This is a genomic window from Bacteroides celer, assembly GCF_002632415.2.
Taxonomy (GTDB): domain Bacteria; phylum Bacteroidota; class Bacteroidia; order Bacteroidales; family Bacteroidaceae; genus Bacteroides.
The window spans coordinates 3,847,993-3,860,730 of the sequence record NZ_CP178209.1 but is presented as its reverse complement, the minus strand read 5'-3'; the positions used below and the strand labels follow the sequence as shown (position 1 = coordinate 3,860,730).

Genomic DNA, 12,738 nt, shown 5'->3' with positions numbered 1-12,738 from the left:
TTAAAAAAAAGAAAGAAATGATATCAGAGAAATATGGTCGCACTTATCACTATCCGTTCTCTCCCGGAACGACTAGTGACGACCGGATTAGCCATACGTATTGGGAGGACATTCAACGGATTCGGACATTGGTGCATACCGAGAAGCTGGATGGAGAGAATAATTGTTTAAGTCAGTGGGGTGTCTTTGCCCGTTCGCATGCTGCTCCTACTACTTCACCCTGGACGAGGCAACTGCGTGAGCGTTGGGAATTGATAAAGAATGATTTGGATGATATAGAAATCTTTGGAGAAAATCTATATGCCGTACATTCCATAGAATATCAGCGATTAGAAACGCATTTTTATGTTTTTGCAGTCCGCTGTATGGATCAGTGGCTGTCGTGGGAAGAAGTAAAGTTTTATGCAGCTTTATTCGACTTTCCTACTGTTCCGGAGTTGAAGATAGAGCCTGTTTCCGGTTTGACACCGGAACTATTAAAACAGGAAATCATCCGTATGTCACAAGAACCGGCTATCTTCGGCTCTTGTGATCCGTGGACGAAAGAGGTTTGTACCCGTGAGGGAGTAGTCAGCCGCAATGTCGGAGAATATCCGGTTAGCGAATTTGCACATAATGTATTTAAGTATGTGCGGAAAGGACATGTTAAAACAGACGAGCATTGGACACGTAACTGGAAGCGTGCCCCGCTTGTTTGGGAATTTAATAATGAAAAGGAGGAATAAAGATGAATTGGAAATTGATAGAAGATAAATCGTGGTGCTCACTCGAACAACAGTTCGAGTGGGTGCGCGAAATGAATACTGTTCAGCAGGATATTCGTTATCATGCCGAGGGCAGTGTAGCCGAACATACCCGTATGGTGTTGGAGGCATTGCAGCAGTCTTCCGCTTATCATTCTCTTTCTACTTTGGAGAAAGAACTTATTTGGACATCTGCCTTGTTGCATGATGTTGAAAAACGTTCAACTTCCGTGGATGAAGGAGAGGGGCGGGTATCTGCTAAAGGACATGCCAGAAAAGGAGAGTACACTGTCCGCACTATTTTATACCGGGATTGTCCTGCTCCATTCCATATCCGGGAACAGATTGCATCTTTAGTCCGGTACCATGGATTACCTGTTTGGCTGATGGAGAAGCCTGACTCTGTGAAGAAACTCTGTGAAGCTTCTTTACGGGTAGATACTTCATTGCTAAAGATGTTGGCCGATGCTGATATCAGAGGACGCATTTGTGAAGATAAGAATGAACTGCTGGAAGCACTGGAACTGTTTGAGATTTTCTGCCGTGAACAGGATTGTTGGAAGAAACCAAGAGAATTTGCCACTGATTATGCACGTTTTCATTACTTCCATACTGAAGACAGTTATATTGATTATGTCCCTCACGAACAGTTTAAATGTGAAGTGACGATGTTGTCAGGACTTCCGGGAATGGGGAAGGATTATTATATTCAATCTGCTGGCATAGATGTTCCGGTGGTGAGTTTGGACGTCATTCGTCGAAAACACAAATTGAGTCCTACGGATAAGTCTGCGAATGGATGGGTAGTGCAAACAGCGAAAGAGGAAGTCAGAACGTATCTCCGCAAAGGTCAGGACTTTGTTTGGAATGCTACTAACATAACTCGTCAGATGCGTGCTCAATTGATTGATTTGTTTGTTGATTATGGTGCAAAAGTAAAGATAGTCTATCTGGAACAACCATACCACATTTGGCGTCAACAAAATAAAAGCAGGGAATATGCACTTCCTGAATCTGTTTTAGATAAAATGTTGGATAAACTGGAGGTTCCTCAACTGGCGGAAGCGCATGAAGTCGTATATCATGTGGTATAAGTAACTAGAAAAAATGGGACAAACATAAAAAAGCCTGCCACATTGATACAGCAGGTTCTCCTGCTGTGAACTTTGATAAAGAGCATTGTAAAGATAGAATATAAATCAAAAAGAAGAAAGAAAATCTAGATAATTTAGAGCTTATAGCAATAAACTCAACACTAAACTTCTGAAAATGTCTTTCATATGTTAGCGTCCAAAAATGCCGTATAGTATAACCGATATAAAATCCAGATCTTTGCTTTCGTTAAATCAAAATCCAAGTTTATGTATAGTTACAATGATTTTGAGCGTCTATTTTTGCGCTATAAATTGGAAGGTATCCCTGCTGGTGTTTCTATTGAGAAATTTTGTATGTCCAACCAAGTTCCTTATAACCTATTTTCCAAATGGTACAAGGATACCCGAAAGAAGATAATTCCTGTTCAGGTTTTGGGTTCTCCCTCAACGGAAGCAGAAGTGCCGGAAAGTCCTTCCTCAATCCGGGAAGTAAAGCCAGAATCGGATCCTCGGCTTTCTTGTCATACCGAACTTCGAATCCTGGTGGATATCCGCATGAGCAATGGTGTTCATCTCAGTCAGAAAAATTTAAGCTACGAAGGTTTGAAAAGCTTAGTGGAGAAACTGGAGGGCTTATGTTGAATATTACAGGACTAAATCGTTTTTTCTTAGTTCGTGATTTTCATGATATGCGCTGTAAATATGATAAGGTCTTATCCATCATCCATCAACAGTTGAACCGTGAGCCTGAGGATGGTGATGTCTTTATCGTGATGTCTAAAGATTTACGTCTGGTTCGTTTGTTCAGCTATGACCGACGGTCTTACAGTATGTTTGAGAAACGTTTCAGACCCGGCTACCAGTTTATGCATGTAACCTGTAATGGTGCTGAAAGTATTTATTCAATCAATTGGCAGGATGTCATCCTCTTGTTGGAATCCCCTGTTGTTAAACGTTTAATAATCAAATAATTATCAATTAAAAAGTAGTAAAAAATTCTTTTATTTCATTGTTTTTTTGTATCTTTGAAGCAACAAAGATGCTGAATATGAATGATTTGGAAAGAATGAAACAGCTTTCTTCCGCAAGGAAATTGAAGGAACGGGAGGAGACTCCTGCACCTTTTGAAGACCCATATTCAGATATGACCCCTGACGAAAAATCAAAAATGATAATAGCGCTGATGGCTGCCCGTGAGCGTGACGCTGAACGGATCCAACGGGACGAGGCTCGCATAGATGAACTGTTGTCCAAGGTTGATGAACTGTTGTCTTTGCAGAGATCGGCCATTGCAGCTGAAAAACAGCTGGACGATTATAAACAGATGAACATCAATCTGTTGTCTAAAATATCAGCTTTGGAAGAGCGGCTTAAAGTCCGTAATAAGAATCTTTATGATGGTAAGAGCCAAAAAGGAATCCATAAAAAGAAGCGTGAGGTCGAAGAGGACCATACACGTGACAAGGATGATTTCGACGGCACTCCCCAATCCCTCGGCTCCTGCTTGCCACAATCTGGTGAGGCTCATGCGCAGGAAGAGGATTTTGAATCAAAATCAAAAGAAGCCCGTCTTTATCGTCAAGGACTTTCTTATCGCACTATGAGCGCTGACAATACGGTTTGTCATAATAGTGATATCCGCCAACTGCCGGCAGGTTCAAAAATCATCAAACGTTTCCGTAAATATGCCTATGAACAGGTAAGCAAGCTTGTCGAGCATGATTACGAGGTTATCCGCTATAAGACTTCGGACGGGAAAATTCATGAAGGCTATTTCCCTTTCAGTGGGCAGCCTGAAATCATTGACGTGGTTCCTGGAACGCACGCTTCCGGTTCTTTTCTGGCTTATCTTGCTTTCAACAAATATGTTCTGGATACCCCTCTTTATCGTGAAATGTACAGATTATCAGGTGAATCAATGCGTTTGAGCCGTATGAGTCTGACCAATTGGTTGGAGAAAGGCTCTACCCATTTCTGCGGTTTGATTGCTTATCTTAAGAATACTTGTTTGGAAAAGGATTCCATCGTGAACTGTGATGAGACCTGGTGCCGGGTAAAGCGTAAAGGCTGCTATAAGAAGAAATACATCTGGTGTCTGGTCAACAAACTGTCAAAAGTGGTTATCTATTGCTACGAGGATGGTTCCAGAGGACGTGATGCCTTGAAGCATATCTTGGGTGACAGCCAGGTGAAAGCTCTTCAGTCAGATGGCTACAATGTCTATCTGTATTTGGATGATCATATGGTCGATATAGAACATCTTTGTTGCATGGCCCATGCCCGTGCGAAGTTCAAGTATGCGTTGGATCAGGGTAATGATAAGGATGCGGCATTCATATTGGAATTGATCGGTGAGCTTTACAAGCTGGAACGCGAGTATGAAGAAGGGCAGTTGTCCCCCGAGCAGATAAAGCTTTGCCGGAATAACTTAAAGACCAAAGAAGTAATCATAAAGTTACGCAGTAAGCTTGACGTCTTGCTCAGTGACGGTCATCCGCCCCGCGGAGAGTTGATGGAGAAGGCAATAAATTATATGAATACTTTTTGGACTCAGCTGTTCGCCTACTTGAATGACGGCTCTTATTCCATCGACAATTCCATTGCCGAACGTTTTATCCGTCCCTTGGCCGGTGAGCGAAAGAACTCGTTATTCTTCGGAAGTGACAGGATGGCACACGTTTCAGCGGTATATCATACCATCATCTCAACCTGTAAGATGCAGGGTGTGTCTGTGCTTGATTATTTCAAGAGATTTTTCAGCGAAATTGTTAAAGGACGTAGGGATTATGAACATTTGTTACCCTTGACAATCGGACTGGAGTAATAACAAATATTAAAAATCAGTATCTTTTTTGACGTTATTTATGAGGGAACCGCCTTGTGGCGGCTTTCCTTGGGGTACACGTCAAAATTGGACGCTAACCTTTCATATAGATTATTGGATATATATATCCAATATATAGGGGATATATGCGCAGCGTGTTGGATATATATGTCCAATGTGTTGGGTATATATACCCGACAATTCATGTATTAATATCCTAGCGATAGAGTATTAATACTTTTCCACCTTTACAACTTATCATGAACGACTAGATGTTTTAGTTATATTATGCAGAAGATATAATAAGTTCTATTGCATCTATTACTAATTTCTCCTTATCTTTTAGCTAATTCATCCGCATAAGTTAATCTGTTGCACTTGAGTAACTACTCATCTACACTTGTGTAACAGCTACGTAGCACTTGTCCATTCGGTAAATTACTCAACTGCAAGCAAACAGTGATTATCTAAAAGATATCTTTACCGACAACAAAGAAATAGATGCGTTGAGGCCGAAGTGTGATGAAAAGAATAAAACGATACATCCAATACACTAAAATTCAAATGATTAAAAAGAAAGTGCATTTTATCTTCTCCAAAAAGCAGAAACTCTATATACGTTTTCTGTAAACTTCTCTTATTTCTACGCTTTTTTAGAACCAAGTCATTGATTATAAGCACTGCCACATTTTTGTTTTCCCCCGTATAATACTTGAATAAATGACAAAAATGTGGCAGAGAGTTATAGTTTTTATTGGTGTTCAAATCAGTACGAAAATGAGCTGAATGCTTTGCCATCTAATGGCTAAGCGGAAATATTGTCAAGCATTATCGCACTTTGTTAACGGTACTATTATCTTCTTCTATTTTGGGGGAATTAACTGAAAATATAAACAATAATTCCGGTAATCGCTACATATACTAATGCATACGGAATAGCCGCTTTCAGTATTTCACCTTCTTTTCCCTGTTGGTTTCCGGCAGAAGTAGCAATAGCAATACTTTGCGGGGAGATAATCTTACCACCTGTGGCACCTACTGTATTTGCCGCAGACAGCCAATCCGGACTGACATGAATCTGTCCTGCCACACTTGCTTGCAACTTTCCGAAGAGGATGTTGGAAGATGTATCGCTTCCAGTGATAAATGTTCCCAGACAACCGATAACCGGAGCAAATAACGGATACAAACTTCCGGTAGCCGTAGCCAGTGCTGTGGCAATCACAGCGATCATTCCGGAACTATCCATAATAGTAGATAACCCCACGAGGCAGATAACCGTAATGAATGTTTTCTTCAACTGCTTCACGGTATTCCAAAGAACGATGAACAGATCTTTTACTTTAGCCCCCTGAATCAATCCACCGATAAAAGTACCGATGAAAAGCAATACTCCGGCGTGAGTCAGCCAAGAAATAGTATAATTGACGGTGGACGCATTGATAGGCAGACTGATTCTCGTAATCCAATTGTTCTCTAAAGTATGACGCAATCCCGGAAAGAGCGGACTGGTCAGGATAATCAGAAACAGAATCAGTAAATAAATGCTCCATGCATTTAATATATCTTTCGTTTTCAGATGACTTTTTCGTGCTTTCTCTTCTTTGGATGCAGTAAGTTTTCCATAAACAACGATTACGATAATAGAAAGAATACTGCCGATTATGGCCGGAGATTCAGCACCCATATATTTTGCTGCCACATATTGGCTGGCTAAAGAGACTCCGCCTACCAATAAAGCTAGGAATATATTTTTCGGGAGCGATTTAAGTTTGGAGTCAGTAAGGAAAAGTAGAACCAGCGGAATCAGGAACATTAAAACGGATAATTGCAATACGACATTCGTACTAAGATGCAATACGTCCAAATTCGTTTCTTTGGCCAATACTAATACTGGAGTTCCGATTGCTCCGAAAGCAGTAGCTACACTATTGGCAATCAGACTCACCGTTGCCGAAAAGATAGGCTTGAATCCCAGACTGATAAGAATTGCCGCCGGAATAGCTACTGCTGTTCCGAAGCCGGCCATAGCTTCCAATAGACCTCCGAATCCCCAAGTCAGTAATAACACCTGAATACTTTTATCGGTAGAAATAGAAGCGAATTGCTGTTTAATAATCTCCATCTTTTCAGTTTTCAGCAATACATTATAACTGAAAATAGCCATCAAAATAATGATTAAGATAGGAGAGACAGCTTTTAATGCTCCATATAAAAAGGAGTAAAACAGATTGTCTACCGAGAAAGCAAAGCCGAAAAGAGCAATCAGCATCGTCACAATCAGAGAAATGATACTACTTTTATCACCTGACATTTTAAAAAATGCCATCAGTATAATCAACAGTAACACCGGAATAACAGCAAGGATCAAGGTCATAATTATCAGATTTAAAAAGTGGAACGTCGTTTATTATTGATATAACAAACGAACGCCCCACTTTGGTCGGTTGAATAAATAGATTTTTCTGTTTATTTCATCTTCACACTTAAAATTTGTTGTAATTGTTTTAAGTTGGCAAGGGCAGCTTCATTACCTAGCTTTGCTGCTTGCTCGAATGCAGCCATGGCACGGTTAATGTCTCCGTTAAGGAAATTGTAGACTCCGGTATTGTTTATGAATTCGGCGGTATTGTGATCGGCTTTCTCCATAAACTTCACTGCTGCATCCAAATCCTTTTGTGATAATGCGACGGCTCCTGCGTTCAGGTTAGCTACGGCGTCAGTAGGATACATGCGTACAGCAATATCGAATACATTAACAAAATCCTTGCTGCCTTTCGGATAACTGTTGGCCACCTGATACATTTCGTTCAGACTAAGATATTTCGGATTTTCCCGGATAATGATACGGCCTTGTTCAACATCGAAATTGACAACGGTATAGTCAATCTTGCAGTTCACTTTACGCAATCCCGGATAAATCTCTTTCAGCATACTACGGTAAGGAGCTCCGCCGCCTACACGCATGATTTCCTGTTTACGTTTGGCATCGTCAGTTGTATTTTTGATGATGTTCAGGAATGTTTCCTTCTCCTTCATCGAAGAAGATTGGAGTGCTTTTACCAATCCATCCCAGTTTTCTCCACCGAAAGTCACTTTATATAGTTTGGAAGACACTTTTTCGTTCTTAACCAGATAATCCTTCAAAGCTTCCGCACGTTTTTTGGAAAGCTGTTCATAGAAGGCAAGAGGTCCTTCTGGCGAGGCGAAACCTTCGATACTGATACCTTTCACAGTCAGGTTCCGGTCATTCTGTATTTTGTCAAACATGGCATGGATATTCACCAATTCAGCATGATTGTTCATGAAGTCGGTAAGGATCACCGATTTGTTGACCGGAAAATCCAGATGAGCTTCATATTGTTCGCTACGGTTTTTGACCACTTCTACGGTTGGCTGAATATAGGCAATGATAGGAGACATGGCACTTAAACGTTTGGCTTCAGTAGATACATCATTGGTAATCAGTTCCTGTGCATTCATTTCCTGATAATTGCCGCATCCGCATAGATTCTCTACAAGTTGCAAACTGGCATTAGCCATCCAGGGTTTGTAAGGAATCACCTGCGTATAATTAAAAGTTTCCCTTTTATTATACGGAACGATAATGGCGGTAGGTTCTTGCTTAGTGATTGCCAGACCGCGGATATATGCTTTTTCGCGTCTTTTACCATTGACGATGATTTCTTGCAAGGGTACATTATGCTGTCCGTCCGTTAGCAGGGGAATAAGGCTTAAACTTCGGGCGGAACCTATTGTCAGATTCTTCATGTCGAAAGTCATGCCGACATAAAGAGAGTTACCTTGTTGCCATAAAGATACGTTCGAGAGAGTGAGCGCATCGTTCAGGAATTTTTGTGCATGAGCCGGCAGGATAGTGGCTGCAAGAGCTATAAATAGATAAATAAGTTTTCTTTTCATCATTGTAAGTTTTAGAAAGTTCGATTATTTGATGACATAAATGAAGCTAAGACCGACTTTGGTCGGGCCGAAATAATTACGGGTGTTATGTCCCAGCTTTTCACCTCCGTCACCACGGGCATACTTATCATATTCCAGACGGGCGTATCCCACTCCGATGGTAGCTTCCATACTCCATCGTTTGCTTATGATCCATTGGTATCCGTAGGAAATACCGGCTCCGTACAGATTGCCGTCGTAACGGTCATGTCCCATTCCGAATATATTCAGATTGCTGACATTCATTTCTCCGTAATGTCCGTGCAAACCGAAGAAACTTCCGTTGAAACGTTCGCAGAGCCAATAGCGTAATTCCGGCTGAACGAGCCAATGTTTGATTTGACGGTCGTCACCAAACTTCCACGGATTGTAGTTACCGGATATGTCGAGAGTCAGTTTCTTTGCCAGTCCCACTTCGATTCCTAAGTTGGGCGTAGAAGTGGCCCAATAGAGAGCATTGGTCTTGATGGCAAATTTGGGTAGATAGGTTTCATTCCGTTGTACCTGTGCATGAATACTTGTACCGAACACGAGCAGGAAACCGGCTGCTAATAAGATTTTAATTGTTCTCATTTTGTTAGGGTATAGGTTTTATTAAAAATGATAAGCGATAAACAGAAAAGCATGGACATTTGTTGTCGCAACCTGCAAAAAAAGCTTCCTGAATAAATAGAAAAAGATGTTTTAAGGCATAAATGCTAACAAATTCCGTACACGATGCGTTCATTATATAAAAGTATCTTTGTGTAATCAATATGACAATGATTTCATTTATTACTATTTATTTTTACACACATACAATTTTAATAACTACAGCCTATGAAAGAGCTTATTAACAATCTGGAAGAACTGAACAGGAAAGCAGAAAAAGGCGGCGGAGACGCTCGCATTGAAAAACAACATTCTGTGGGCAAACTGACCGCCCGTGAACGCATCGATTTATTATTGGAGAAAGGTTCGTTTATCGAACTGGATAAGTTGGTAACCCATCGGTGTACCGATTTCGGTATGGAAAAGCAGAAATTTGCCGGAGACGGGGTGGTGACGGGATATGGTATGATTGGCAAGCGCTTGGTTTATGTATTCGCACAGGATTTCACCGTATTTGGAGGAGCTCTTTCAGAAACGCACGCTAAGAAGATCTGCAAAGTGATGGACATGGCTATGCAGATGGGAGCGCCTATCATCGGATTGAATGATTCGGGAGGCGCGCGAATTCAGGAAGGGGTACGTTCTTTGGCCGGATATGCCGAGATATTCCTGCGCAATTCTATGGCATCCGGAGTGATTCCACAGATTAGCGCGATCATGGGACCTTGTGCCGGTGGTGCGGTTTATTCTCCTGCATTGACCGATTTTATTCTGATGGTGAAAAACTCCGGTTATATGTTTATTACAGGACCGGATGTGGTGAGAAGCGTGACACAGGAAGAAGTGACTAAAGAAGAACTCGGCGGAGTGGGCGTGCACATGACAAAGTCCGGTGTAGCCCATCTTTCTGCGGAGAATGATATTGAGTGCATCAATTATATTCGTGAATTGATCTCCTATCTGCCGGGGAATAATATGGAAGAGCCTCCGTTTGTAGCGACCAGCGATTCGCCGACTCGCCTGACTCCGGAACTGGCAGATTTGATTCCGGCCAATCCGAATCAGCCATATAATATAAAAGAGATGATAGAAGCGGTGGCTGATGATAATAGTTTCTTCGAACTTCAGGCAGAATATGCTGCGAATATTGTGACGGGTTATATCCGCCTGAATGGAAAAACGGTGGGAGTGGTGGCTAATCAGCCATTGGTGCTTGCTGGTACACTGGATATCAATGCGTCTGTCAAAGCCGCCCGTTTTGTCCGCTTCTGTGATGCTTTTAATATTCCTTTACTGACATTGGTAGATGTGCCGGGATTCCTTCCGGGAGTCGATCAGGAATATGGTGGAATTATCCGTAACGGGGCAAAACTGCTTTATGCTTATTGCGAGGCTACGGTTCCGAAAGTGACGGTTATTACCCGCAAAGCATACGGTGGTGCTTACGATGTGATGAGTTCCAAGCATATCCGTGGAGATGTAAATCTTGCTTTCCCTACTGCCGAAATCGCAGTGATGGGACCGGATGGAGCTGTGAATATCCTTTTCCGTAAGGAAATAGATAAAGCCGAGAAACCCGAAGAGAAACGGAAAGAACTTCAGGATGATTATCGCGGAAAGTTTGCCAATCCTTACCGGGCGGCGGAACTGGGATATGTGGATGAAGTGATCGATCCGGCGGTAACCCGTTTGCGGTTGATTCGAAGTTTCGAGATGCTTGCCAACAAACGGCAATCGAATCCTCCTAAGAAACATTCTAACCTACCGCTTTAGGCTTGTTTATGGATTGAATTTAGGCACGGATTACGCGGATTTCACGGTTGCTTTATGTGGTAACCTTTATTCTGCAAGCAGTGTAATCCGCGTAATCCGTGCCTAATATTATTTGATTGCTCTTTTAAGTTTTTATTTCTAAAAAGAAAAAGATTATGATAAAGAAAATATTAGTAGCCAACCGGGGTGAGATAGCGATGCGTATCTTCCGCACTTGCCGGGTGATGAATATCTCGACAGTGGCTGTTTATACCCATGTAGATCGCGGGGCTTTGCATGTCCGTTATGCAGAAGAAGCCTATTGCATTTCCAATTCGCCGGAAGATACCTCTTACTTGAAGCCGGAATTGATATTGTCCATTGCCAAAAAGACCGGAGCCGCTATTCATCCGGGATACGGTTTCCTGTCAGAGAATGCGGATTTTGCCCGTCGTTGTGAAGAAGAGGGAGTGATTTTTATCGGACCGAGTGCGGATATTATTTCCAAAATGGGAATCAAGACGGAAGCCCGTAAGATTATGCGTGAAGCAGGATTACCCATTGTGCCCGGAACCGAAACGCCCGTACAGGGCATTGATGAGGTGAAGAAGGTCGCTAATGAAGTCGGCTACCCCATTATGTTGAAAGCACTTGCGGGAGGTGGAGGCAAGGGGATGCGTCTGGTACGTACGGAAGAAGAGGTGGAAACAGCTCTCCGTTTGTCACAATCCGAAGCAGGGACCTCCTTTGGCAATGATGCGGTTTATATTGAAAAATATATTGAGAATCCGCATCATATCGAAGTTCAGATCATGGGAGACAAGTATGGAAATGTCGTTCATCTGTATGAACGTGAATGTTCCATCCAGCGTCGTAACCAAAAGGTGATAGAAGAAAGTCCTTCTCCTTTTGTGAAAGAAGAGACGAGAAAGAAGATGTTGAAGGTAGCTGTGGAAGCCTGTAAGAAAATAGGTTATTACAGTGCCGGGACATTGGAGTTTATGATGGATAAAGATCAGAATTTCTACTTTCTTGAGATGAATACCCGTTTGCAGGTGGAGCATCCTGTGACGGAGGAGTGCACAGGCGTTGACCTGGTACGGGATATGATTACTGTTGCTGCCGGAAATTCGTTGCCTTATAAGCAGGATGATATACAGTTTAGCGGAGCAGCGATCGAATGTCGTATTTATGCCGAAGATCCGGAGAATAACTTCATGCCTTCTCCCGGTGTGATTACTGTTCGTGAAGCTCCCGAGGGACGTAACCTGCGTCTTGACAGTGCCGCTTATGCGGGATTTGAAGTCTCTTTGCATTATGACCCGATGATTGCAAAGCTTTGTTGTTGGGGACGTACCCGTGCTTCGGCCATTTCTAATATGGCACGTGCTCTGCGCGAGTATAAGATTCTGGGAATCAAAACGACGATTCCTTTCCATCAACGTGTATTGAAGAATGCGGCTTTCCTGAAAGGTGAATACGATACGACATTTATCGATACGCGTTTTGATAAGGAAGACCTGAAACGTCGTCAGAATACCGATCCGACAGTGGCTGTCATTGCTGCCGCAGTGAGACACTACGAGAGGGAGAAAGAAGCGGCTTCCCGTGCCACTACGCTTCCGGTAGTAGGCGAATCGCTCTGGAAGTATTACGGTAAATTGCAGATGACTGCTAATAATTATTAAATTGAAAATTGAGAATTAAAAATTAAAAAATAAGTAGTTATTCATAATTATTTCACATATGTCGAAATTGCATTATCTTTGTCTCG

10 protein-coding genes are annotated in these 12,738 nt (G+C 42.1%); 7 read left to right on the top strand and 3 right to left on the bottom strand.

Going from position 1 to position 12,738, the window contains the following annotated elements; all coding sequences use genetic code 11:
• Positions 1–17 precede the first annotated feature (17 nt).
• From CJF29_RS15800 to tnpC, 5 genes are all read left to right on the top strand, one after another.
• Complete coding sequence (locus CJF29_RS15800) at positions 18–725, top strand: RNA ligase family protein (RefSeq protein WP_099147279.1); 708 nt, start codon at positions 18–20, stop codon at positions 723–725.
• Positions 726–727: 2 nt separating this feature from the next.
• Complete coding sequence (locus CJF29_RS15795; protein ID WP_099147278.1) at positions 728–1,837, top strand: AAA family ATPase; 1,110 nt, start codon at positions 728–730, stop codon at positions 1,835–1,837.
• A 267-nt stretch (positions 1,838–2,104) separates the two neighbouring features.
• A complete protein-coding gene (locus CJF29_RS15790; RefSeq protein WP_099147684.1) occupies positions 2,105–2,479 on the top strand; it encodes a hypothetical protein in 375 nt (124 codons plus the stop codon).
• The gene (tnpB, locus tag CJF29_RS15785; RefSeq protein ID WP_099147683.1) at positions 2,473–2,808 is read left to right on the top strand and encodes an IS66 family insertion sequence element accessory protein TnpB; all 336 of its coding nucleotides are present in this window, start codon (positions 2,473–2,475) and stop codon (positions 2,806–2,808) included. Before CJF29_RS15790 ends, tnpB begins: the two co-directional genes overlap by 7 nt.
• Before the next feature lie 68 nt (positions 2,809–2,876).
• Positions 2,877–4,661 carry an IS66 family transposase gene (tnpC, locus tag CJF29_RS15780; protein ID WP_413544489.1) on the top strand — a complete coding sequence of 595 codons (1,785 nt, stop codon included), beginning with the start codon at positions 2,877–2,879 and terminating at the stop codon, positions 4,659–4,661.
• An 877-nt stretch (positions 4,662–5,538) separates the two neighbouring features.
• Here the strand turns inward: tnpC and CJF29_RS15775 are convergent.
• From CJF29_RS15775 to CJF29_RS15765, 3 genes are all read right to left on the bottom strand, one after another.
• Complete coding sequence (locus tag CJF29_RS15775; RefSeq protein WP_099147612.1) at positions 5,539–7,038, bottom strand: L-lactate permease; 1,500 nt, start codon at positions 7,036–7,038, stop codon at positions 5,539–5,541.
• 92 nt (positions 7,039–7,130) lie between these two features.
• The gene (locus tag CJF29_RS15770; protein ID WP_099147613.1) at positions 7,131–8,582 is read right to left on the bottom strand and encodes a DUF3868 domain-containing protein; all 1,452 of its coding nucleotides are present in this window, start codon (positions 8,580–8,582) and stop codon (positions 7,131–7,133) included.
• A gap of 24 nt (positions 8,583–8,606) precedes the next feature.
• The gene (locus CJF29_RS15765; protein ID WP_099147611.1) at positions 8,607–9,194 is read right to left on the bottom strand and encodes a DUF3575 domain-containing protein; all 588 of its coding nucleotides are present in this window, start codon (positions 9,192–9,194) and stop codon (positions 8,607–8,609) included.
• A gap of 246 nt (positions 9,195–9,440) precedes the next feature.
• On the opposite strand from CJF29_RS15765, the gene CJF29_RS15760 reads away from it, so the two are divergent.
• Positions 9,441–10,985, top strand: coding sequence for an acyl-CoA carboxylase subunit beta (locus tag CJF29_RS15760; protein WP_099147610.1), 1,545 nt, complete (start codon positions 9,441–9,443; stop codon positions 10,983–10,985).
• A 155-nt stretch (positions 10,986–11,140) separates the two neighbouring features.
• Entirely contained in the window at positions 11,141–12,652 is a 1,512-nt protein-coding gene (accC, locus tag CJF29_RS15755; protein ID WP_099147609.1) for an acetyl-CoA carboxylase biotin carboxylase subunit, read from the top strand.
• Positions 12,653–12,738: the final 86 nt, after the last annotated feature.